At 68.5% G+C, this 26435-nt stretch carries 3 protein-coding genes; all 3 read right to left on the bottom strand.

The window, feature by feature from the left end; genetic code table 11:
* Window positions 1-48: 48 nt before the first annotated feature.
* The 3 genes from ACZ5C2_RS27750 to ACZ5C2_RS27740 are packed head-to-tail and all read right to left on the bottom strand — an operon-like array spanning window position 49 to window position 26418.
* Window positions 49-25602 (bottom strand): lonely Cys domain-containing protein, encoded by a 25554-nt coding sequence (locus tag ACZ5C2_RS27750; RefSeq protein WP_468796837.1) that lies wholly within the window; start codon window positions 25600-25602, stop codon window positions 49-51.
* Window positions 25580-25954: a hypothetical protein gene (locus ACZ5C2_RS27745; protein WP_468796834.1), complete on the bottom strand. Its 375-nt coding sequence runs from the start codon at window positions 25952-25954 to the stop codon at window positions 25580-25582. The genes ACZ5C2_RS27750 and ACZ5C2_RS27745 overlap by 23 nt, the downstream gene beginning before the upstream one ends.
* Window positions 25951-26418 carry a YbaB/EbfC family nucleoid-associated protein gene (locus tag ACZ5C2_RS27740; protein ID WP_468796831.1) on the bottom strand — a complete coding sequence of 156 codons (468 nt, stop codon included), beginning with the start codon at window positions 26416-26418 and terminating at the stop codon, window positions 25951-25953. Before ACZ5C2_RS27740 ends, ACZ5C2_RS27745 begins: the two co-directional genes overlap by 4 nt.
* Between the last annotated feature and the right edge of the window lie 17 nt (window positions 26419-26435).

Here is a 26435-nt window from a genome sequence, read left to right as displayed (position 1 = left end):
TCGGGGCGGGCGAGGTCGGCGGCCTGGGGTGCGGACGGCCCCGGGGGCTCACCAGGTGCGGGGGGCGTGGTGGCGCGGCTCCAGAGAGAGCCGCGACAGTTCCAGCGGTATGCCGGCCTCGCCGGCGACCGCGACCAGGAGGAACGGCAGTGCGACGGGCGGCGCGGGCTCCGGCTGTCCGGCAGAACCGAAGTACGTGCCGATGGCCTGGCGCACCTCGTACCAGGTCAGCGGGGCGATAGCGCCGGTGTGCCTCCGTCGGACCTGTTCATACGCCCAGAATCCCTGCAGGAGCGCGTCAAAGGCCGCGCGGTCGTCCTCCAGGTGCGGGCCGTAGATCAGCCGGATCGCACGCACCCAGCGCAGCACGTCATCGGCGTGACGCGGGTCGCCGGTCACCTCGCGGGACAGACGGGCGAGTTCGGGAGGCGTCGGTTCCGGCCGGAAACCGGCCCACCAGTCGCCCACGGCGAGTTGGAAGCGTGGTCCGAGCGTCGCGTCAGCACCTGCCAGGACGGGTTCGTACCCTCCGGCCGTGCCCCACACCCAGCGGTCCAGGCCGTTGGCGACGGCCTGCCCGAGGAGCGGCTGTTCCAGCGGGTCGTACCCTGGCGGGCCGGTGAGGTCGGCCAAGGGGAACAGCAGCGCCGTGTCCGGTCCGAGGGCGGACAGGTCGCCGTCGACGGCGAAGAGGAGATCGAGGATGCCTGCGGTGCCGACTGCGACGAGCGAACCGTCGGACTGAGCCACGGTGAGACCCGAGCCTTCTCCACCGAACCCGATGATGTACGCCGAGCCGAACGGAAGCGGCCGCGGAGTGCTCTCCTGGGGCCAGGATGCTGCCGTCACGTGAGTGAACTGCGTGGTGAGCGGCAGCAGGTTCCAGGTGTGCCGGCGCACATCCTGCCAGTCCTCGGCCGGGCGCGAGGACACGCCGACCGGCCGGCCTTCCGGGTCCCGGTGCTTGAGCACCGTCACCTGGTCGAGAGGGACACCGTATCCGTCCAGGGACCGGATTTCGTTGGGCCAGACCTGAGCGGGCGGCAGGCTCCGCGGGTCGGTGACAACACTGAGTGCGCGCCACGCGAGACGCAGGTTTTCGCGCCTCCTGGCGCTGTCTTCGGACGTAACCCCTTGGAGCAGCGTCCCGGCCGTTTTCAATACGGTCCGAAGGTCGGCGTATGCACGGCGGCTGTCCTTCGACTCCCTTCCCAGAGCACGGAAGGCGAGCGCTTCCGCGATGCGCTGCTGCCCGATGGCACCCATTAGCGGCCTGCTCGTACTGTCGGATTGTGGCCAGGCCGTCAACGCGTCCTCGAGAAAGGGCGAGACATCCCGGACGACCGGGTCGTCCATGATACGCAGGAGAGATGCGCGCAGGACACCGTGCGAGAGCGGCACCCGGAACACGGTGGACCGCTGGTGGACGGACTGGGCGAGCGAGGTGACTTCGCCAACGGCCTGCCTCACCTGTTGCGGAGTCATCAGTTGTTGCGTGTAACCGAAGTGCCGCAGTTCGGCCAGGACAAGTGGTGCGGCCAATTCGCCGTGCCCCGCGTCGAGAAGCGGATAGTCGGCCATTCCGAGCATGGCTGCCTGACTGACCGTTGCTCCCTGGTCCGTACGGCCCGTGAACATGACCGTCATGTAGTCGCGAGCGGTGTGTCCGTCGTTGTCCACCGTGGCGAGGAGGCTGTTCTGGAACGGCTCGTCCATCCCTGCGGCCGCCCGCATTCTCTGCGACACCCGTACCAAGTCAGTGTGCAGGCCTTGGGAGAGTTGGTCGTACCGTTCGGCAAGGTAGGAGCGGGTGCGGACACGGAGGGCCCGCAGGATGCGGTCCAGCGGGTTCCTCGATGCCACGGGCACATAGTTCTTGGCGAGTACCGCTTTCTGGCCCATAACACGGTTGAGTGGCCGGGCTATGACGTGATGGTAGGCCAACCAGGTGTAGCCCCATACCTCGTCCACCTCTGGAATGACCGCGAGGAAAGGCACAAGACGGTCCGCCACGTCGCCACGGCCGGTGACGTCGCTCGCGAGCATCACGGCGGCACGCTGCCCAAAACTCCGCCCGGAGTCGAGCAGTTCGGAAACGCCGGGGAAAGTCAACCGATCGCGGGCGAGGTCCTGCAGTTTCCTGAGACCAAGGGCGGTTACCCCCACCGTGATTTGGGTGTAGGCGGTGCCGGTGTAGTTCTCAGGCGCCAGGTCCACGGTGACCTGTTGCCCCACGTCGGTGATCTCCCAGCCGTCTTCAGCCGGCAGCAGCGCGGTCAGCGGGACCGGTCCGGTGGTCTCATCCACGGTGTCGAACGCTCGCTCCAGCCGGGCCACCCGGTCCATGATCTCCTGCTGGGTCGCTCTGCGCTCACCGGGAAGCGATGCCATCGGGTCGGTGACGATCTCGGCGACGAGTCCCAGAAAGGGGACGAGCCCTGCCCGGTCGTGCCGTGCCCGCGAACTTACGTTGTGGTAACCGACGCCGGCCTCATTCCAGAACGCCTGGGAGTCAGTGACGATGCTGAGCCCATGACCGCAGGCGAGTTCCTCCCCTGCCAGAAGCTCCGGGCCGTCGAACCTCAGCAGCCGTGAGTACTCGATCTCGAGCCCTATGGCGCCGTACCGCCGTCCCGTCGGCGCGTCGAGGAGCGCGTGCGCGGTGGAGGACGACGGGAAGAAGACCGGCAGCGCGCGCTCGGTGATCTGCCCGGTGGGGTCGATCAGCACCGCCCGCGCGTCGGACGGGGGAATGTCCGGAGCGTGCGCGGACAGCACCTCGGCGGGGCCGGCCGACATGTCCACCCAGACCACGCCGTGCGGCTCACCCAGGTGATATGCCGCCCAGGCGTGGCCCAGCAGTCCGCCCTGTCGCCGGGCCAGGACGAAGGCCACGGAGCCGGGTCCGGCGGCGGCGACCGCGTCCGCCAGGCCGTCGAAGGACCGTACCCGCTGCCAGCCGGGGCCCGGCGCGAGTGAGGACATGGCCGGATCGCCGCCCGTCCCGCTGTCGTCCAGCGTGACGGCCGCGCGTGGGCCGTGCGGGTACAGCGCGTCCCGCAGGGCCCCCAGGAGTTGCAGGCAGCGTTCCGTCGACGGACCGTCCGCGGATTCCCGGCCGGCCGCGCGGCGCACCGTGTCCAGCAGTTCCGCACGGCTCAGCACCGGCGGCCGGGAGGCGGGGACAGCCGGTGCGGCGGTCCGGAGCGGCGCCCTCCGCGTGGGCGGGGCCGGCCGCGCACCGGTGCGTTCGTCCTCCGCCGGACCGCGGTCGGTGCCGTGCGCACGTGCGGGGTCGGAGGTCAGGGCGCCGAGGAACGAGGGCCGCACCCCGGTGCCCTCGGCGCGGCGTGCTCCGTCCAGCACCACGGCGGGACGGAGCATCCGCTGCCAGGCGTCGGTACGGCGCTCTCGCTGGTTCCGGCGCTGTGTGAGGGCCTCGAGCAGCGCCTCCTCGATGACGCCGAGGTGCCGTCGGTCGTCGTCGCGGTGCGTCATGCGGCGGGCAAGGGTCCGCACCGCACGCTGTTCCGCCTTCCCGGCCTCCTTCACCCGCGTGTCACTGAGCCGCAGGAGGCGTGTGTGTTCCTCCCGTGCCGTGCCGGCGGCATCGCGGGCACCGGTCAGTGCGGTCCGGGCGGTGCGCAACGCGGAGTCCCGGTCCCGGTGCCCGGTTTCGAGGTCCTGCCGGTGCTGCCGGGCCGACCGCGCCCGCTCCCGGAGCACGTCGAGCGCGGGCGGTGTGCTGCCCGACGAGGCCATCCGCTCGGTGTGCCGCAGCTCCGCCCGGGCCTGCCGGTCGGCCAGCCGGGCCCCGGTCACGTCCTGCTCGGTCGGCAGGGCCTCCGCCTCGCGCAGGGCCCGTTCGGCCCGGGACAGGTCCGCCTCGGCGTCACGGACGGCGGTGTCGGCCGCCTCGCGGGTGATCCCCGCCTGGCGCACCGCTTCCAGATACGCCGTGTGTGCGGCCCGGCGTGCGGTGCCGGCCGCCTCCAGGGTCTCCTCGGACCGGCGCAGTGCCGCCGCCGCGGTGGACCGGGCGTCCGTCAGCTCCGTCTCCTCGTCGGCGTGCCGCCGCTCGGCCGCGGCGGCGGCTGTGTACGCCTCGAACACGGCCCACAACTCCCGCGCGGCGTCGCGGGTGCCGTCGGTGGTGTCCGCGACGGTGCCGTCGGCTCCGAAGGGCCAGTGGCGGGGTCCATCGGCGGTGCGCACGACGAGTTCCACCGGCCTGCCCGCCAGGACAGCGGTGCGAGACGCCGTGAACAGGGCACGGGCCAGCCGCGTCCCGTCGGAGTCGTCGTCCCCCAGTGCCAGCCACAGCCGGGCGGAGGAGTCCTGCTCGTCGATGCCGGCGGCCAGCACCTCGGGCAGCTCGGCGACCGGATGCCGGGTCCAGTCGCGGAGGTCCTCCGCCTCCTGGCCGGCGAGCATGGCCGGCAGGTCGTAGACACCGGCGGCCGGGCGTGCCGCAAGGACCCCGAAGCCGAGCAGGTCCTCCTGCCGCAGCCGCACGGTCGCGGTACCGGTGACGTAGCGCGCGCCGCCGCGTCCGCGCACGGTGATGAGCAGGTCGATCAGGGTCTCGTAGGTGCGGGTGCCCGACCGGTCGTCCTCCTGAGCGGTCTTGCCGGTCCTGACCCGGGTCATGGCGAGCCCGGTCGCCGCCGTACGTGTGGTCGGGATGTGCGGTTGCTGCGAGAACACCGGAAGGGAGATGCCGAGCAACCGCGCGTTGTCGTCCCGCAGACTGAACGTCGGCTGGAGGCCCACCGCGACGGAACCGCCGGCCGAGAACTCGGACACACCGCCGCGGATGCGCCTGCGCACCTGGTCCAGGGCGATGTCACCGGCTTCGGTGACGGGCCTGGGATCGTACAGCGCGACCGAGAGCGGCAGGGTGTCATCGGCCTGCTCCTCCGGCCAGCTGCCGGGCATGGCCGGCAGTGGCGTGGGATCCCCCGTGGCACGAGGCGGGCCGACGCTGATCTGCCCGGCCGCGACGAGCTCGCTCAGGTGGACGGCGACCGCCTCCGGGGGGGCATCGGCGGGCAGCTTCCACGACTCGGCCCGGCCGGTCTCGTGGAGCGCCTGCCTCAGCTCGGTGAGGCCGTTGAAGTCGTAGACCACGACGGTCGCGGTCGGCACCAGCACCGGACCGGACGGGAAGGGGGGTGAGGCCGGGTCCGTCTGCTGCGGCGCGGCCGAGGGATCCCGGCTGAGCAGGGCGGGCCGACGCGGACCCCGGTGGTCGCGGGGCTGGGCCGTCTCCGCGCCGGGGAACCGGAGCACGGCTGTGGCCGGCACTCTGACGGCGCCGGGCTCCTCCCCGCTCCGGGTGATCTGCCTGACGGTCGCCTGGATGATGCCGCCGGGGAGGTTCGGGAGCCACGTCGTGATGAGCTCGGAGCCGACCGAAGCGACGAAAACGTAGGGGACACCGGTGTAGTCGACGGAGTTACCGGTGCGCAGCCAGTTGTAATCCTCCGCGGACTCTTGCGAAAGTCCGCTTTGTGCATGGGAGTTGAACGACGCGAGGGGCGGGCCCACGCGGTGCGTACGGCCGGGGTTGTCGGACGGGTAGTAGCGCGCGGTCGGCTGAAGCACGGGGCGGTGAGTGCTGTCGGACGTGTCACGGCTCCTGTCGCCCCGCAGGATGTGTCCCATCTGTTCGAGTCCGTCGCCGGTCTCACCGGGGCGTCCACGCAGCTCCCGCAGTCCGGGTGTCTGCATGTCGAGCTCCGCCGACAACGACACCGTGAGCCTCCGTGCGGCGCCATAGGCGAGGTACACGAAAGAGCGTGATATTCCCTGCTCGGCGCGGCCGGGCAGGGAGCGCAGTGCGGAGGGTTGAGTGATTTCGGCGATCCAGGTGGCCACGCCGGCCACGTACGAGGCGTGCCCGGGCCGCGTGACACCCGGCGCCTCGCTCTCCACCAGATCGGTGAGCTCCTGGCTCAGCCGATTGCGCTGTTCCTCCGTTCTCCCCGCGTCGGCGAACTGGGTGACCGACAGTACGGTGGCCACGCCGGGCTCCCCGGTGCGGACGAAGCGAGGGGGCAACGGAACACTCGGGGCGGGTGAGAGCGACGGCAATGACTTCGCCAGCCAGGGGAACCACTGCCGGTGACGGCCCAGCATGGCCTCGGGGCACAGGAACGTCACCCCTTGCGGAATGTCGACCGCCATCGTGACCGGCGCGTACTCGCCCAGTCCGACCGCGTTGTACGGACCGCTGCGCACACCCCGTCGCACGGTCACCAGAAGCCTCATATCGGCGCTGACGACCTGGTGAACCCCGCTGTGGGTGGAGGTCCGGGTCACCTTCGTGTCCAGGGTCCGCTCCTGCTCCCGCACGCTATGGCCGGCGTTGCCGTACCGCACGCTGGAATGGGACTGATGTGCCTGCCCACCCGGGTCCTGTTGCGTCCGGTACAGTGCGCCGGTCGCGAACAGGTGTGTTCTTCCACCGTCCCGTCGCCCGCCCCTCATCCCCCCCGACACCACGCTCTGTTCGGGCGCCAGCTCGCAGGTGCCCAAGGGCCGCGGGTGGTACAGGTACCCCTCGATCTCCACCACCAGGTGCTGGTTCGCTCCCAGCCCCGGAGACATCGACCCTTCCAGGACGTAAGTGCCGCCGAGGATCTGATGAGCGTGCGCGACGAGCTGGGCCGGCCGTATTCCGGCGTACCGCCCCTCGGCGGCACGGTTTCCCAGATCGTTGAGCGGCGCGCCGGCCACGGACTTCCGCAGCCGCTTGTACAGCGGGAAAGACAGGTGCAGGGACGGTGGCACCAAGGCCAGGAGACCTGTCGGCAGTGTGGACACAAACCGCTCGGCCTGGTTGACGAGCTGAGCGGGAAAGAAGTCTTTGAACGTGTCGGCTGCGTACTGTGCGCCCCTGGCGATCCGCGAGGCCGCGCCGTGCAGAGCGGCGGTGAGCGGTGCGGTCCGGTGCGGCGCTCCCGGCTCCTGGCCGGCCACGATCGTTCCGTCGGCGATCTGATGCAGTACCTGTGCCAGCGCGGCGCTTCCGCGGAAGCTGTCGACCACCGTGCCTTCCGGCAGCCGGGGGAGGATGGGCAGGGGCTGTCCCTCCTCCCCCTCCAGAGCGCGTCGTCTGCGCTCCTCGGCCGCCCTGCCGTCGCCGGTGACCAGGCGGAGGACGTGCTTCTGTTGCTGCTCGGCGCGCAGCGGGGAGAGGGAGGCGGGTGGGCGTGTGCCGTAGTACGGGACGAGCAGCGAGAAGGTTCCGGCCGTGCCGTGCGGCCGGGTGGATGCCTCCGCCGGTGCCAGGTCCGTCGTCCCGCTGCCCGCCGTTGTCGAGGTGCCACTGCCCGGGGCATCGCCGAACAGCGCCAGCGGGGTGTCGCCGTCCCCCTCGTACAGGGCAAGGCCGTACAGCACGGGAACGGTGAACTCGTGGCTGCCGTGCTCGTTCTCCAGGTACTGATCGAAGCCGCCCGCTTCACCGTCCAGGTCACTGCGGCCACGATGGGATGCCCAGAGGTACTCCGCATTGGTGTTCACCATGTCCGGACCCCACGGGATGGGGATCTCGGCACCACCGCCACCGCCGAGTACGCCGCTGTGCCCCGTTCCGTCCCGTCGTACTGTCCTGGCTTCCTTCGAGCTGAAGCCGACGTTTCTGACAAGGGGCAGGACGCGGGTGTGCTTCGGGGGCTCGGTGACATCGCGCCGCGCCGTGAACTTCAGAACGACACTGCGGGTGCCGGTGACGGCGTGGGGTTTCTCGAACCAGAGGAGGCGTCCGCCATCCACCGCGTCGGGCATCGCCCCGGCCAGACCGACCCGGGTACGCAGTTGCATGAACTTGCGGAGGTTGGCCAGTTGCATCTCGCGCAACCGCTGTGCGAGGCCCGCCGGGAGGAGCGACGCCCGGGGTTCCGCTGGCGGTAGAAAGCCTTCCTCCACCAGCCAGTCCCGCGCCCTGTCGAACAGGTCATCGGTGCCCTCGACCTTGAGCGGCATCTCGGAGAAACCGATGCTGTCCAGGTTCTCCAGCCGTTCGGAGAGTTCCCGTACGGTCTCCGCAGTGGGCGGCTGCCCCTCGATGACGGCTCGCGGAGGCACCAGCAGACGCATTCCGTCGTCCGTCCACGGGTCGAACGTGCCGCGGGCCTTGCCTCCCCCGGCCCGGTGCAGCGTGATCTCGTAGGTGTCCGTGGAACGCACGAGGAGCATGCTTGCCTTGGTGAGGACACCGCGCATCACCTTTGCCGATGCGGAAGTGCTCTGCTGCTCGTCGGACTTGTGGTGGTAGCCGCCCCGGGCGCGCACGCTGCCGCCCGGCGATTCCATGGCGTTCGGGTGCCCTGGCGTGTGGTCCGTGGTGAACGTCGAACCGCCCTCGACCTCCACCTCGAATCCACTGGTCCGATTGGAGGAGTACTCGATGACGCTGCCGTCAGCGAAATGGGTCTCCAACTGGAAATTCTTCTCGGGACTCTGCGTGATCGGCTTGCCCGGCCGGACCGTAGCGCTGAGTTCCAACATGCCGACGGCGCGGTTGCCCTTGTCCATCAGGACCGGCGAGAAGACGCCACCGCCGGTCTGCAGATGGGGTGTGCCGCGCAGGAACGGCTCGGACAGGAAGTCCTCCAGCGCCTGCGCGGACTGCTCGCTCAGTTCGTTCAGCGCGTTGAACTCCTGATGGGAGAGCAGCTGCACGAGCAGGTCACGCGTGTCCGGGAGGCTGTCGACGCCCCACAGCGGGATGTCGTGCAGATCCGCGGGCGCGGGCAGGTCGGCCGGGCCGGCGAGGGCGCGGTGGGCCGGCATCAGTTCGGTGAGGGTGCCGTGGGACTGTTCCGGCAGCCAGTTGCCCCGATCCTCACGCGGTGTGTCCACCCGGAGCTGCCAGAGCCCGTCCCGGTCGACCGGATGGACCGGGTCCTTGGACCGGAATTTGCCGAGGACCTGCAACGACTCAGTGACAGTGAGGGACTCGGCGTGCTGGTTGTGCGTGCCCGAAACAGTGAACTTGACATCGCTCCAGCGCGCCGGGCCCCTGCCGCCGTGCCGCCAGATCAGAAACATGGACAAGGCGGCGGACCGGACGTTCCCCGAGCCCTCGGCGTCCATGAACGCCAGGGTCCCGTCCGCACGGCGTTCCAGCTCCACATCCGTGAACGTGACGGCGCCGTGGCCGTCATCGGCCGGGCGGAGCCGGGCGTCACGATGGGCCAGCCGCAGATCGATGTGCCGGTCCCGGCCGCCGTGCCGGACGGTGATGCGGTGTCCCCGGCTGCTGCGAAGGTACGGGCGGTTGCGATCGATGCTGTCGGCGTCGAGGAGATGCCCGAGCTGCTCGCGCAGCGCTCCCGCGTCCTCGCTGTCCGCCGGGACACCGAGGGCCTCGATGATCTGTCCGTACAGCCCCTCGAGGACGGCTCGGGGCGTTTCCTGGAACTGTATGTGGCCGACGTGCCCGTCGTGCAGCGCACCGTAGGTGAGGGCGTACTGCGACAGTTCGGGGACCGCCGTCTTCCGGGGTGGGTCGGCGGACTGAACGGCCGGGGCGGCGTCGCGGGCCTGTTGGTCCTCCATCGGCCGGGGCTGCGGTTCGACTTCGCTCCGGTCGGCGATGGTGAGGTGGATGTTCAGGTCTCGGGCCGCTATGCCGGAGGCGATGCGGGTGACGTCGTCGGCCCGGTCCGCCCACCCGCGCAGCAGCCGGTAGCGCTGGGCCGGGGTGAGGGTGGTCTCGCCGACCGGCAGCGTCCCGCCGGACAGCACGGCCTGGGTGGCCTGTGCGGGGGGCAACGTGACGCCAGCCGCCTCCAGTTCACCGAGGGTCAGCGTCCTCCGGGACCCCGCCCATCCGGCCCCGGCCAGCTCCGGCACCTGCTCGACGGCGTCCGCGGCGGCCAGCCGGAACTCCACCCACCGGTGCAACGCGTCCACCGGATCCGGCCCCGACAGCAGCGCGCCCAGTCCCTCCTGCTCCAGACGGTCCGGGGCGCCGGCACGCAACGCGCTCACCAAGGCGCCGGGAAACCAGTCCCCACCGTCCGGGGAACGGTGAACGGTGAGTCGCGGCGTGTCCGATCGGGCCTCTTCCGCGGGCTGGCCCGGCGCCCGGGTGGCGTACTTGAGCTGGAGCGGGCGCACCTCGACGCCGAGGCGTGCGGTGAACCGGGCGGCCACGTTCTCCAGCCACACCGACCGCTCCGGGCCCAGCTCACGCACCGCCGTACTCATGTACCGGCCGGACTTGTCGTTGACCGTCCACGACTTCGTCCGCCGATCCCACCGGAACTCACCCGACACCCGGCTCTTCCCCGGCGCCAGCCGCCCCCCGGGGCCGAACGCCGCGGCGACCCCGGTATGCCCCAGCCCGTCGATCGACGCAGCCAGATCCGCCGCCGACATGTCCGGATGCCGGGTACGCATCCCCGCCAGCAGCGCGTCGAACTGGTCCTCGCTCATCACCGCCGACGGCTTCTCACTGCCCAGCAGCACCCGTCCCTCGTCCGTGACCGTGTAGAGCCACACCCGATCGGTGTCACCCGTGATCAGCAGATCCGGATCGATCTCCTCCAACGGCGTCCACAACGGATTGACACGGACGTCCCCGTCGCTGTCCCGCTCCTGGTCCTTGACCCGCTTGGGCAGCACCGGCTCACCGAACTCCCGGTCACGGCCCTCGCCCACCGCTGCCCGAAGCCGGGCGAGGGTCTCCGGGGACAGACCGGCGGTCAGCCGCCGCACGTACGCCTCGCCGGCATCGTGGCGCCGGGCCAGGTCGGCCAGCCACGCCCGGTCGCCGCTGTCGGGCGCGGGCGGAGCCGTTTCCGGACCACCGCCCGCCCCGGGGTCCGCGTCCGCCACAGGGTCCGCGTCCGCCACAGGATCCGCGTCAAAGCCGGTGCCGGGCTCGGGACCGGCCGGCTCGACGGGGGCGGGGGAGCCGTCCGGCTCCTGGTCGTCGGGCACCAGCGTCTCGTAGTGGTCACGCCCGTTGTAGTGGACGTGCACGGTGGGGCGGGCGGTGGCCGGAGGAGCCAGGGGCCGGGCCAGGTACCCGCCGGCGCCGTCGGGCTGGACGACGACGAGATCCACCCCCAGGACACGCGCCGCGATCAGCGGAACCTCGTCGTAGAACGGCGTCTGCCACAGCGCCGGTGTCCGCACCGCGCGCTCGATGAGGTCCGGAAGGCTCATGGCCGTGAACGCGGTGCGGTCCGAAGGCAGTCCGGCATCGCTGCCCTGTTCCGGCAGCAGAGCGCGCAGCCGCTGCCACACCGCGTCCGCCCGTGCGTCCCCGGCGGGCGCGTGCAGCAGGTTCAGTACCTCGGTGCGCAGGGTGTCGGTCCGCGCCCGCTCCGTCAGCCGGCGCACACGGTCCGGAGCGGCGGGGACGCCGCCGGACTCCGGGGCGGGCAGCAGGGTGTGCACGGCCCCGGTCGGCAGGTCGGCCAGCAGTGCGCGGTCCTTGGGACGGGAGGCCAGCTCCAGCAACCGGGCCCGTGCACGCTCGGCTTCCAGCTGCGCGTCGATCCGGGCCCGCTGCTGCTCGGTGAGGGCCGGCGGCCGGTCGTACCCCAGCACGCCCATGAGGTCGCCCGGACCGGGGAGGAGATCCCGCACCAGGATCTCGGCCGGGTCCTGGCCGGTGTGCTCCTCCCGCAGCGGGGCCGCTTCCGGCGACGTGGCATACCAGTCGGCGATGCGCTCCCGGGCCCCCCGCACGCTCAGGGTCGCCGCAGACGACCTGGGCGCCACCGCCCGAGCCCCACCCCTGATCGCGTGGAGCAGACAGTCCCCGTCACCACGCACCGGCAGCACGGTGAACGACCGGCCGTCCGCGGTGACACGCCGCTCGGCCGCGGCGGAACGGCGACCGGTGGAAGACGACCGGTGGAGGCCGGCGGCGTTGTCATGCCTGTCAGGGGCCGTGCTGGTGTGGTCCGGTTCCGAGGATTGGGGATCCGAGGAAGGCAGGTCAGCAGGCATGGAGGGCGCGGAGAGCACATGCGCGTCCTCCGCCCGCACCCACAGCGCCCGGAAACCTTCCAGCACCTCGGTTTCCTGGGGGTCATCGACGAAAGCGGCGGACTGCTGCGGACCGGGCGGAGCGGCACGGAAGACGGCGGTGGCGAGGCCCGGCAGGGAGGGCGTGTCCGGGCCGAACGCGGGTGCCGAGGCCAGGAACCCCTTCCACACCTCGTTCTCGACCACGGGGTCGAGCCCCTCCCGCAGCACGCCCTCACCGACCGGATCGAACTCCACCGGAGCCTCGGCCGCCGGCTCGATCACCTCCAGGTCCACCAGATCCACCAGACCACCCGCGAACCGGTTCGAGGACCGCCCTCTGGAAGTCGATGCGGCCTCGGGCGCGGACGTGGTTGCCGGCTGCGTGTCGAGGAGCAGCTGAGGCGGGGACACCTGCAGCTTGCCCCAACGAGGCGCCGTTTGACTACCAGCCTGATGGCCGACGGTTGTCGGGAGCGGCATAAGACCGATCACGGATATGCTCTGAAGTTTCACCGGCACCAGTACGGCCTCCCCCGTGTAGGCCCACCGGGTCCTGCCCACCTCCGCCAACAAGCTCTTCGTCAGGTCGGTCGGTTCCTGCCCGGCCGTGTGCGCTTGATGTGCCAACAGGAGCAGGTGTTTTTCCGCGAGATCTTCTTCCGAAAGCAGCTCTTCACGGGTCAGTAGTTCGGCGACCTCGTCGTGCGGAACGTACAGGTCGTTGGCGCCGGGCAACGATATGACGACACCCTCGGACCGCACTTCGTTCACATAGAGGATGTATGGTTCCGTCGGGTTGTCCTCGCCGTTCCAGGGCGACAGATATTTGCCTGCCAAGGCAGGACGGCCGCTGGGCAGGTTGTTGCGGAGCAGCAGCAATTCGGAGGTGTCCACCGGGTAGGTGACGGCCCTCCCGCTGTAGTTGCGGCCGGTCCCCCTTGTGGAGCGAGCACCTTTCAGCTCGACCGTCGGTGCGAAGGCTCCCAGCTGTACCAAGTGGTACGCCGCGAGCTCGACCGTGCGGTTCACGTCCCGCCCCACGAACACCGCCCTGCTGGCCAGCTCCCTCAGTCTCAGCGCCGTGGGCTCGTCCAGGTCACCGCTGCCCGTCAGATCAGGTCGGTGCAGCACTCGTCGAGCGACCGCTCGAGGGTCCGGCAGATTGCGATACCACATCGAGGCGCGCACAACGGCCCACAGCGCCCTGGACCTCCTTGTCTCATCCACCGAAGCCGCCTCGGGCAGGGCAAACCTGGAGCGAAGCTGCTGACCGATCATCCGGAGCTCACGGCCGGGCTCGCCGTGCCACGGTTCGCGGCTCGTCAGCGGCTCGACAGTGGCGGACGGTCCGGCTTCGGTGGGAACCTGCCCAACAGCCCAGGTCAACAGGTCGCGCATCGCCCGCTGACGCACGTCGAGGTCGGTGCGGCGCTCCGTGAAGGGGCCAAGCTCCTTCTTGGCCCGATCCTCCACGATGACGCGGTGTTCGGGCGCCCGCTGAAGCGAGCCGGAGGCCTCCACATCGGGTTCGGTATCCCACAACTGCGCGTCCCCGCCGGCAAGCGCGCCCTTGTCCCGGTCGAAGCCGAACCTGCCGGCCAGGGGCCGCGCCACCCAGTCGAGCAGATCCAGAGTGAACGGCCCGAAACCCGACAGCAGCGGATCGGCGGCCCGCATCCGCTCAATCGCCCCTATCCCCCGCAGCAGCGTCCTGAAGTCCACCGCCCTGTCCACGTCCGCACCGAACTGCCACCGCAGTGCCCGCACCAGACGCAATGTGCGAACACGGTCCGCGTCCGACACCGGATCACCACCGGCCACCAGACCCGCCACCACCGCCAGATCGTCCAGCTCGTGCGGCAACGGCTCCGGGTGCGCAATGCGTATCCTCGCCATCGTCCGACCCGACGGATCAGTGTTGGCGGAATCGTAGAAGAGGCCTTTAAGCGAAATAGATCCGGTCGGTCGGTCGACACCGCCGACCACATTCCGGGTTTCGTTGGCTATGACCTGGACCCTGGATGGCGTCGACAGTGGGTCTGCGTCAAAGGGGGCACGCCCGCCTTCGCCTGGCGAGATTCCTTTGCTGCTGCCTTGCGCACCGCCCCAGCAGTTTTCAGCCCACATACGCTGGCCGTCGCTCTGCGGTGTCCTCTTGTGCAATTTCTGTACGCTGGGCCGTCGCGCCAGCGACCGCCCGAACTCCGAGTCGCTCGCCTTGTAGGTACTTCCATCTACCTGCGGGACGTCTACGAATCCAAGGAGACCATGGGCGTCGACAAAATAGTCCCACTTCCATGGGATCGGGGACTTGTGCATCGTGGCCAGCCTGATGGCCGGATTGGTTTGAAGGAAAAGGTTGCGTTTGCCCCGCACACCGCGGGCCCCGGTTTCAAAACGATTTGCCCACTCCTGGTCGCTGTGAAACGCACGGCCGGGACGACGGCCGGTCGTGGTGTGGCTGACCGTGTTCCGTATCCACTCCGGTGCGGTGGGGTAGGACTCTGTCACCATCCCGGGTGCGCTGGTCAGCCAGCCGCCGCGCGGCATGTCCGGCTCACGCAAAGAGGTCAGGACATGGCCCACCTTCAATGCGCTGGAGGTGGCGTACACCGTGCGACGGGCCCGGTCGGCCACGAGCCGCGGCAACTCCAGTCCTCCCGCACCTGCCCGCGGCCAGGCCAGCACGATCGCGGCATCCGGGTCCATTGTCCGCAGCAGCGGATCCAGCGGGATCAACTCGCCCACCACCTGCCAGGGCGCCCGGACCCATGCATTGCCGTCCGGCACCTCGACGCCGTCCGGCCCGCCGTCGGCCGCCACCGTGAACGGCCGCGGACTGCGTGCCCGCGTCTTCCAGGGCGCCTTCTTGCGGCGGTTCATCTCGTTGATCTCGTCGAGGTCGAGACCCGGATCGACGCGGCTTGCCGTCCACTGCAGCCCGTAAGCCTGTTGCCGCTGATCACGTAGGCGATATTTCTCGGCGAAAACTCCCTTCTTCGCCAGGCGGCGTGCGGCCAGCGCGTCAAGGTTGTGCACGGGCTGGCTCATCATGTCCACTGCCAGCGTCACGAGCTCCCGGCGCTGGCCCCCGGTCACCTCGTCGCCGTCGTCCAACAGCAGCACCCGGCGCGCCAGCGAGTCCAGATCCAGCTCCTGGTCCTCGCGGACGGACGGTTCCCGATCGTTCGCCCGCATGCCGTCCAACCGGGCCAGCGCCGCAAGACGGTCCTCGTAGCCGCCGACCGTCGCTACGGCGGGACCGTACAGACCCCAGAGCAGCGCATGGTAGTGCGTCTTCGCAGCCAGATCTCCCTGTACGTCCGGGCCCGCCAGTTCCTCCGGCTCGCTGTCGTCCGAGTCCGGGGCGCCGCCTTGAGGCGCGCGCAGCCCCGGCAGCCCTCTGCCCTTCAGCACGTACGCGATGTCCTCGCTCAGCAACCGCAGCACCCTGGACTGCCGCCAGTCCGGCAACTCCTCAAAGGCTTCGGCCACCTCCGCCGCATCCACCGGCCCATCACCCGACGCAGCCCGCAACCGGTTCACCGAGGCCAGCAGCTCACCGTCCCAGCCCCGCCCCTCCCCCGACACCACCTCACCGGACACGGTGCCCGCCGACGCCTCCACCACCTCGATGGCATCCAGATCCGCCGTACCACCCGCGGACCGGCGGGAAGAGTCAGACCTGCCCTCCGGTTTCCGACTCTTTTCCTCACCGGGAGCGCCGAGAACCTCCGGTGCCTTTGCCGGGAAGCCGCTTCCGCCGAGATCGGACGCCGACCCGGTCGCCGGCGGGGGAGCCGCGGGCTCGGAGAGGGGCCCATGCGCCGGACTGTTCCCGGGGCGTCGGGTCGGCTGCTCTCCAACAGGCGGGGCGGTCCCTCCCCGCAGGTCCTCGGTGGGTGCGTACGCCTGCCGCTCCGCCGGCGGAGCGGCAGGGGAGCCGGTGGCCTTGCCGGCCTCCTGCGTTTCCTCGTCGGTCCCGTCTGCGATGGTGAGGTCCATGTGGAGCTCATCGGCCGCGATGCCGGAGGCGATGCGGGTGACGTCGTCGGCCCGGTCCGCCCACCCGCGCAGCAGCCGGTAGCGCTGGGCCGGGGTGAGGGTGACCTCGCCGACCGGCAGCGTCCCGCCGGACAGCACGGCCTGGGTGGCCTGTGCGGGGGGCAACGTGACGCCGACCGCCTCCAGTTCACCGAGGGTCAGCGTCCTCCGGGACCCCGCCCATCCGGCCCCGGCCAGCTCCGGCACCTGCTCGGCGGCGTCCGCGGCGGCCAGCCGGAACTCCACCCACCGGTGCAACGCGTCCACCGGATCCGGCCCCGACAGCAGCGCGCCCAGTCCCTCCTGCTCCAGACGGTCCGGGGCGCCGGCACGCAACGCGCTCACCAAGGCGCCGGGAAACCAGTCCCCACCGTCCGGGGAACGGTGAACGGTGAGTCGCGGCGTGTCCGATCGGGCCTCTTCCGCGGGCTGGCCCGGCGCCCGGGTGGCGTACTTGAGCTGGAGCGGGCGCACCTCGACGCCGAGGCGTGCGGTGAACCGGGCGGCCACGTTCTCCAGCCACACCGACCGCTCCGGGCCCAGCTCGCGCACCGCCGTACTCATGTACCGGCCGGAGTTGTCGTCGACCGTCCACGACTTCGTCCGCCGATCCCACCGGAACTCACCCGAGACCCGGCCCTTTCCCGGCGACGGATGACCGTACGGCCCGAACGCAGCGCCGACAGTGGGGTGCCCGAGCCCGTCGATCTCCTCGAGCAGCTCCGTCTCCGACAGATCCGGACGCCGGGTACGCATCCCGGCCAGCAGCGCGTCGAACTGGTCCTCGCTCATCACCGCCGACGGCTTCTCACTGCCCAGCAGCACCCGTCCCTCTTCGGTGACCGTGTAGAGCCACACCCGATCGGTGTCACCCGTGATCAACAGATCCGGATCGATCTCCTCCAACGGCGTCCACAACGGATTGACACGGACGTCCCCATGAGTGTGCTCCCACTCCTGCGGCTTGATCCCCACGGGCGGCACCGGCTCACCGAACTCCCGGTCACGGTCGTCGCCCGCCTCCCGGAGCCGGGCGGGAATGCCCGGGGACGTGGCGCCGTCGTCCGAGGTGACCGTTCGGCGGGAACCCTCCGGGGTGCTGCCCGGGTGACCGGGATCTGTCCCTTGTGTCTCCTCGCCCGGGGGGATGATCACGGGGTACAGCCATCCGCCTGCGTCGAGACGTCCCAGGGCCTGGGCCCTGTACACGTGCGGAACACCGGCGATCCTTGCCAGTCCGTTCGCCAGCGTATCCGCAGAGGGTCCGTCCGGACCCAGCACCAGGACGACCGATTCCCCGGAGCGCCGATCCGGGTCCTGTTCGATCAGCGCAAAGAAGACGTCCTCGTCGACGTACCGCTCGCTGTGGTACCGGTCGAGGACGACGACACGGCCGTCCGCAGTCCTCCTGGCCGTGGCCACGTACGCCCAGTGCCCCCAGGAAGCAGGCCATACCGTGGTCGTCCCGTTCTCACGGACACCCACCTGGTCGGTACGGACGTAGAGGGCCTGGTGGCGACCTCCTGTCCCCGACCAGTTGCGTCCGGTCGCATGGCCACCCCGGCCCGTCAGGAGGCTTCTGTGCGGTATGAACGAGTGAAGCAGATAGTGGGCGGCGATGGACGCAAGAGTCGTTGCCCGTCCCCGGTCCGCGGCATGGAGCACAACCTCCAGGGCGATCTTGCAGAGCTCTGGGGGCACAACGAGCCCGGGATGAAGACTGAGTACCTTCCGGACGATCCCGTCCAGGTCGAGTGGCCCCGAGCCGAATACCCGGTCGCTCCTGCGAACCCTGGCCAGAACCCCGAGGCCGGCACGCAGCCGAGGAGTCCACCGCAGGCCCCGGTCCAACAGCTCCGACGCGGCAACAATCAACTCGTGCGTGACCTCCGCCCGAGACCACAGTGCCCGGAAGCCTTCCCACACCTCGCCCTCTTCAGGCTCGGCCTCCACCGTCACGGACCGGGCCGCCTGTTTCCACAGTGACCGGAAGCCGGCCCACACCTCACGTTCCGCACGCTCGGCCTCGGCCGCCTCGTGGCCGGCCTCCGCCCGGTCCCACAGGGCCTCGAACCCCTTCAGCACCTCGGCTTCCAAGGGGGCGTCGCCGGAAGCGGCGGCAGACCGCAGTCCGGGCGGTGCGGCATGGAAACCGGCGGATGTCATCGGGTCCGGCGGCGGGGCGGACGCTGATGCGTGGGTCAGCACCTGTTCCAACATGGTCGCGAACTCGGACGTGTCCCAGTCCTCCGCGGCCGCGTACTCGTGCACGACGTCTTGCAGCGTCTGCCAGGTCAGCGGTCCCCTGTCGTGGCTGCCCGGAGCATGGAGCCGCATCATTTCCAGGACGCCGAATCCTCGAATCTGGTCTTCGAACCAGTCAGCCCATTCCGGATTGGTGTCGGCCTGCTCCTCATGCGTCTCCCGCAGGGTGATCACCCAACGCAGGACCCGCTCGGTTCTGTCCTGCAGGTCTTCGGGAAGACCGGCCAGGTCCGCGAGTTCGGACAGCCTGGCCTCATCCGGCAAAGGGCGATACAACACGTACTGGAAGGCCGGGTCATCCCTCTTGTGCAGGCGCGGCGGCAGGCCGAACTGGGCTCTGAGCACCCCGACTTTGGTATTCGCAGCGAGCACAGGGCGTCCGGTCCCGGTGGCCAGCAGGCGGACGCTACGTGGCTGGGCCAGCGGGTCCTGCCCGTCCTGCAATGTAGCCGCATTGCACCACACGTGCCCCAGTGGTGTCCCTGACGGCAGATTCTGCACGCTCTTTCGCCGTGCGAGATAGCTGGTCCACTCTCCATAGGAAACTCTCGAGTAACTGCCTGTGCTGTACCGCGGGAGATGCACGTAGCCGGCTTTCCCGTGCCCCGTCGTGTTGTACGAGCCCGACAGGGGAATCGGCAACTCGTGGAGCGGGGCACGACCGTCGTCACGTATCTGCCCGGCCCGGAAGTCGACGTAGTGTCGCACCGCGGTGATCTGGGAAAGACGCTCCTCGCTCAGCGCCAGCTCTTCTTTGGTTGTGAAAACTCGGATACTTCGCCCCTGACCATCGGGGGTGGGAATGCCGAAGGACATCACATCCGAGTCGGGGATCACGTTGCCTTCGAGGTCGACGATCCTCGCGATGTCGTCCGGGACCTGGCCCGGGTCATTGGGAAGCCACGCCCCCTCCAGTGCCTCCGGCCCCGAAGGCGCCATGATGGGGTATCGCTGGTCGCTGCCCTCTTCGACGGCGATCAGTTTCACACGACCGTGCGTGTGCCGGGTGCGAACGCCGAGCCGGTCGGCCACCTTCCTCGCCAGGTCCTCCCTGCCCTGGTCCGGCCCTGCCAGAACCAACACGACCGGCATCCCAGGACTCCGAGCCGAATCCAGGAAGATCAGTTCGATAAATGCGTTTTCGCTGATACGCCATCTCTTGTGGTCCTTGTCGACGACAACGATGCGGCCATCGGCAGCTCTCCGGGCGAGCACAAGATATGCGTGAGAACCCCACGGCGGGCTCTGCACCGTCAGGTGACCATTCGCCTTGAGGACGCCGGTCTTGTCCATGCCCACAGGCGCCCCGGAATCGCCGATCCAGTTACGCCCGGTTGCATTCCCTTCCTGATCGACCAAGACGCATCGGCCGGACAGGAGGGCGTTCACCATGTCGGGAGACCCCTGGCCGGCCGGGGGCGGAGGGAGGAAGTCGGTGGCGGTGCCGGGGTTGCCGGGCATGCCCGGTACAAGCACGGGGTCGGGTGCGGGAACATGTGCCTGGGCGGTGTGGGTCCCTTCCGCCTGGTCCCACAACCCGCGAAACCCCTCCCAACTCTCGTTCTCGGCGCGTGTGGCATCGACCGGGTTCACCCGCACCCCGTCCAGAGCCCCATCCCCATACAAACGCCGCAACAACGGCAGCAACGACGGATGGTGCTCCGCCACCCACGCCACACCCCCGTTGTTACGCCGCACCTCCGTATACGGATCCACCCCCCCATTCGCCATGAAGTAAACATTCGTCAACTGAGCAAAAAACTCGAACTCATCCCGACTCGAATAATTCGACTCGGTGCGCCGCCCCGCACTATCCTTTCCAAACAACGCCCCGTCAGGCCACCCCTGCGACTTGCCACCCTGTGCCTTGGTGACCCAGAACGCCTCCCCGATCAGACGCTTGTCACTCTCATCCAGGCCATGCGTGTGAACGGTGTGCGCCATCTCATGAAGCGTCAGCGAATACCCGTCCGCCTCACCAGCACTGCCCACAGGAACCAACACGCTCTCACCCAGCAGGTTCTCCTCCGGCACACCCGCCGACTTCCCCCCGGCCCCACGAACCTTCTCCCACTGCCGGCCGTCCCCCGTCGACTTCCCCGCCAAAACCCAGAACGGACTCAACGACGTCAGCGCCTTCCCCCGAGGCACCACCACCACACGCGAACCCGCCCGCAGCAACCGCGCCGCCACATCCGGATCACGCAACGCCCCCGCGACCAGACGCTCCACCGCCCCCCGCGCCGTCACCGGCCGCTCCACATCCGCCGGCACCCGCACCATCAACAACGCAGCCGCCTCAGCGAACTCCTCCGCCCCCAACTCCTCCCGCAACCGCTCGACCAAACCCACATCCGACGCCAGCCACTCACGCTCAGCCGAAGACAACAACCCCAACTCAGCCGCCCGCTCCCCCCGCGACAACCCCACCAACCGACCAGCAAGCCCCCGCACCCGATCCCGCGCCGCACCGTCCAACACCTCAACCGAAGACAGCGACACCCCCGAACCAGCAACAGCCACCTCATCGACCACGGACGACGAACCGACCGAATCCTGCGCCGACTTCAACGACCCGGCCGGCGGCGCAGCATGAAAACCGGCGGATGCCGTGGGTGATGGCGCGGCAGCCGATGTCAACCCGCCCATGACTCTTACAAACAAGTCTGCAAAAGGAACTGACGTGCCCCAGCCGTTCGCAGCCGCACGGGTCTTCACGATGCGCTGCAGTGCGGCCCAGGTCAGCGGTCCCCTGTCCGGGTTCCCCGGAGCGGACAGCCGCTGCGCTTCCAGGATTCCGAAGCCGCGGATCCAGTGTCGGAAGTGGGAGGCCCATTCCGGATCGACGTCTATGAACGCGTCATTACAGATTTCACGCAGAGCTTTCACCCAGCGCAAGGCTCGTGTCTGCCGGTCTGGCACATTCGGATGCAGTCCGGCCAGATCCGCCAGCGAGGCCAACCTCGCCTCATTGGGGTAAGGAGGGTATACCTTCATTCTGGAGGTGGGCCGATCGGGGTCATCATCCTGATAAATTATTCCATCAGCACCGACTCGCCCCAGAGACGTCGTACTCTCCGATGCCATGACGGCTCGATCCAAGGAATTGGCAACTTCCTGGGCAGCCACCTCCGCCTCCAGAAGGTCCAGTCCCTCCATCTCTTTCCCCATCAGGCAGCCAATGAAAGCCACCGCCTCACGCAACTGAGTGGCGTTGATGGCTTGGAGACTTTTACGCCGCCGGAGATACCTACCAACTTCACGGGGATAGACTCTGACCTTTCCACCGTCAACGAGCGGGAGAGTTATTGTTCGACCATTGGAGTGTGCAGAAAAGACATAGCTGACTGAGACAGGGAGAGGCAATAGAGGACCCAGCTTCGGGGTACCATCGGAAGAGTTCCCCCTATTAACATAGCTTTGAAGGAGAGAGATGCCAGTGAACCTGGTCCTACTATGGAGCATTTCCTCAGCGTTGATCGCATATCGACCGAACTGCCCCCCGTCAATTGTCGCAATCGCATAGCTATTCACGTCCGAGTCGAGGACCCTCACCCCGTCGACCGTTCTGACTGTCGCTTCCGGGTCATCCGGAATCTGGCCCGGATAATTCGGAAGCCAGTCCCACAATCTCTCCGTTTCGTCAGCAATCAACAAGAGCGGATGACGCCACTGCTTGTCGCTCAGATCAGTGAGCTTCCACTTCCCGTGGGTGGTCCATGTGGTCGCAGCCTCTCCGTCTGCGAACATCGACTCATCCGCCAGCTTCCTCGCCACGTCTTCTATCGGACCGGAACCCGACATCAACAACACGATATCGACCCCAGGAGGACGGTATCGATCCCAAATGGCCAGTTTGATGAAAACGTCCTCATCGACGCGCACATGACGCTGTCCCACCTTGATGAGAATTCCCTCGGCGTCTTCATCCCACGCCGCTATCACCGCATACGCCGAGCTGTCCCAGGGCCTGTACTGCTCCACTTTACGACCGTCCGGAGAGCGGAAACCAGTCTTACTCATATCCACTCTGCGACCAGAGTACCTATCGGAGTAGTCATGTCCGCTCGGCCGCCCATCAGGACCAATCAAATAGCCGTTGTGGAGCAATAGGCCACTGGTAGACGCGCGGTACACAGCGATACCCGCCAGGTTCTTTGCCTGCCCCGATGCCCAGGCATCGCGTGCCGCTCGCACGGCCAGCCACTTCAGTGCATCGCTCACGGCCTCGTGAGCGTCGAGCAGAAGTACTTTCCGGAAGACTCCGTCCCAGTCGAGGCTGCCATCACCGGCATGGACGAAACGCCGCTCACTCCTCCCCAGAGATTCCAGCACCTTCATGCCGTAGTCCCAGAGTTCCAAGTCGGCCTGCGACTTCCCGTCTTCCCTCAGCGTCAGCCCGCCGAGGGCGGCAGCCAGCCCTTCAGGCGAGTCCGGGGCGCCGCCGCGCAACCCCGGCAGCCCTCTGCCCTTCAGCACGTACGCGATGTCCTCGCTCAGCAACCGCAGCACCCTGGACTGCCGCCACTCCGGCAACTCCTCAAAGGCTTCGGCCACCTCCGCCGCATCCACCGGCCCATCACCCGACGCAGCCCGCAACCGGTTCACCGAGGCCAGCAGCTCACCGTCCCAGCCCCGCCCCTCCCCCGACACCACCTCACCGGACACGGTGCCCGCCGACGCCTCCACCACCTCGATGGCATCCAGATCCGCCGTACCACCCGCGGACCGGCGGGGCAAGCCGCGGTTACCGTCTGTGTGCGCGACAGTGGTATCCGCCGCCGTACCGGGGTGTTTCGGCCGGGGACCCAGTGCCTTGATGGCAGGATCCGGTTCTTCTGAAACGACAGCGGGACGCATGTTCAGGCGCGGCACCGCCGAGTAGGCGGCTGTGTCGGCGTCGGAAGCGATGTCGGAGTAGTCCCTGTCCGAGTCGGGTGTGGACGGTGCCGAGGAATGGGTCCTGGTGTCCGTGAGGTTCTCGAGGACCCGCAAGGCCTCCGGTGCCACGGCCGAGGCGGGTTCGGAACGCCGGCCGGTGTCCAGCCCGGTGTAGCGGAGCAGTTGGCGCAAGGCCGTGGTGTCGTTCACCGTCCGGCGGCGATCACGCTCAACGGGACCGAGTACGGGGTCGTCGGCGAACAGATGGATCTGGAACTGTCCGGAGGGAGCCGGCCTGTTCGTCAGGGACAGCTCTACGGCCTCGGGGCGGGAAGGGTCGTGGAACAGGTTGATGTCGACGTGGAGCTGGTCTCCGGACTCCGGCAGTCGCAGCCCGTGGTTGATCTCCTCGTCCAGCAGAGTGCGCACGCGCTCCTGGAACTCCTGGAGCGCGTCGGCGGAATAGCCGGGGCCGTAGGTGACCGGGAGGTCGAGTGTGAGAACCCGCACCCACTGGCCGTCGTCGGACTGCACGCGCTGCACCGCGGTGCGGACCACGGTGCGATCTTCGGTGTGTGGCTCCGCGGAGGGTCCGGTGGTCGGCGCGGGGTCCTCGACTGTGGTGGCAGGTAGGTCCACGCTGACCAGAACGGGGGACACCGACGCCTGTCGCGCCCGCCACTGTTCGGGGCGTACGGGGTCCCGGGCCGGTTCTGCGAACGCCGAGGGGTGCGGGTTCTCGTGCCGGTCGGGGGTTTCGGACGGCGATGTGCCGAGGTTGCTCTCCGGGGTGTGCGGCGTCGTGGGGGAGGTGGCCGGGTCAGCGACCGGGGTGTGCGAGGGAGGACTCGTCGTCGCACCGCGTGGCGTGGAGTCGGTGGGCCGCGTGACGTTCTGTGCCGGATCCTGGGGGGACGTGCGCGGTGACGCCGGAAACGCCGTCGGGTCGAGGCCAACCCTCGTCCGGGCGTCGGACGGAACCGCGCCGGATTCCATCTGCGGGTGCACGAAATTCTGCGATACGCCGTTGCCCGGGTCACTGCCGGGCATCAACACCGTGTCCGGATCGCTTCCGTACAGCGGGTCCGGAAGGGGGGCCGACGTGGTGTTCGGATTATTGGTGAAGGCTGGTGCGGTGTATGAGGCCGGGTACTCGCCGGTCAGCGGATCCGTACCGGTCAGCGACTGCGTGCCGGTGTGCGACCCCGTACCGGTCAGCGGATCCGTACCGACCGGTAGGGCGCCGATACCACCGGTCGGGTCGCCGGAGGGGGTCTTGATGGTCGGTGGCGGAGGGGAACCCGGGCCGGACGAGAGGGTGGGCGGAGGGGTGCTCATGGAGGGCGGGGCGAGTGTCGGCCCCCCGACCGGACTGCTGTTCCCGCCGATGCGCATGCTGCCGTCGGGGGCGGGCAAAGCGTTGGGCGACATGAAGAGGTCGCGGCCGCCGAGAAACTTGGTGTTGAGGCCTTTGCCGACATGTTCCAGGCCGGCACTCAGAAGCAGATCCACTGCCCCGCTGAGCGCGCCACCCAGGACAGTTGACGGGTTGAACTTCCATATGCCGTCAAAGAGACCATTGACCAGGAATTCGGCACCGCCTTCAGCGGGGCCTTCACTTCCACCACTCTTGAGAATTTCGGCACCGAATTGCTTCCACTTGTCGCCGCCGAAGTCACCGAACTGCTTCTTGAGGATATCGTCGGCCGACTTCCATATACGCGACGCGAACGAGCCGGCGAAAAGGCCGACGAGGAAGGACTTACCGATCTCCCTTGCATCGATGCCGCTGGGACGACGCCTGGGATCAGGGTGCGACATCGTCGCCAGACGGGTGGCGAGGGTGGTCAGCGCCTCTTCGATACCCTCAGTGATACCGGGCAGCAGATGGGTCTGGCTCAGCAGACGATCAGCGATTGTCAGAAGAGCCACTGTTGCACGAGCCCTTGCCAGGGCAGCCTCAAAAGATGCCAGACCACCGGTCAGGAAAGACAGTGCGGCGATGATGGCCAATTCTGCCAGCAGCAGGATGATTTCGGCGATGGTTCCGTACTTGGCCTCCATGACGTGCCGTGACATCGCGACGCGGGACTCTGCTATGTCCTCCAGCGCGTCGAGGAACCGGGGGATGACACCCGCGCCACCCCGGTTGACGACGTCGCTCAGCGCCAGCTTGAGTTGCTCCGCCGCTCGGGGTGGCAGGGCGTCAGCACCCCAGGAGATGAGACGATCGGCGCGTTCGGCCATTTCCAGAATCCGTTTCTGGTTGTCCTGAAACGGAATTCTGCTGCCGAACGCCATGTCCGAGGAGGCCTGAATAGGAAAGTCGCCCGTCAGGGCGAAGACAAGACCTCGCTCCTCCTCGGAGAATTCGATACTGTCACGGGGACTACCCCCGCTGCCTGCCGCCACTGTCAATTCCGTCCACGCCGCCCTGCGCAGCACTCATCTGATTAATGCGATCCATTACGTCACTTTGAACGCCGTTGATAGTCCCCAGCTGGGCCAGAACCCCACTGGCAGCTCCTGAGATGACTTCGGCAAAAGCACCGCAGACATCAGTAACAAGCTCATTTTCCCGCCTGACCCTCTCACGCATCACGGCAGCGAACTCGTCGGTAAGGCCTTGCCACCCCTCCGTCGGACGCGTACTTGTCAAGAAATCGATACTCAGCCCCTGAGCTTCTTTACCGAACTGCATCAATTCATCGATGAAGGCTTCGAGACGGCCAGGATCTGCTTTGAAGACATCACCTTGACTCATCGCCGCGACTGCTCCTTCTCCTCGTCCTCGGTGATCTCGTCACGCAGCTTGTCACTCGCTCCCGGACGTACGGCAGCACCCTTCTCGACCGTGTCCCGCAAGGGGCCGAAGACATCGCCCCAGTCGACGCCGGCTCCCTCGAACCGCGGTATGGGACTCTGCATCTCGCTCAAGGGCCGGAATGCGTCGAGAACCTTCTGCGCCATCTCCGCCTGGGCCTTGCGCGCCGCGTCGGTCACCGCGGCCGACAGCTGGGCTGCGCCCATCGTGCGGTACTTGCCGTCCAGGAATGCCACACCGCTGAGGTGCCCCTGAGCGTCAACCGTGACCTCGACGCTGCGGTCCGCGGAACGCGCCACGGCAGTGGCGACGTCCAGCTCCTGCCGAGCACTGTCGACGGCCTTCCTGGTCTGCTCCAAGTGGGCCTGGGCCTTGGCGAGTCTCTCTTTGAGAGAGTCTTCCATCTCTGGTCTCCCGCAGT

The organism is Streptomyces sp. NPDC031365 (assembly GCF_055569765.1).
Note: the sequence above shows the minus strand (reverse complement) of the source record. Positions and strands in the feature narration are given on the sequence as shown.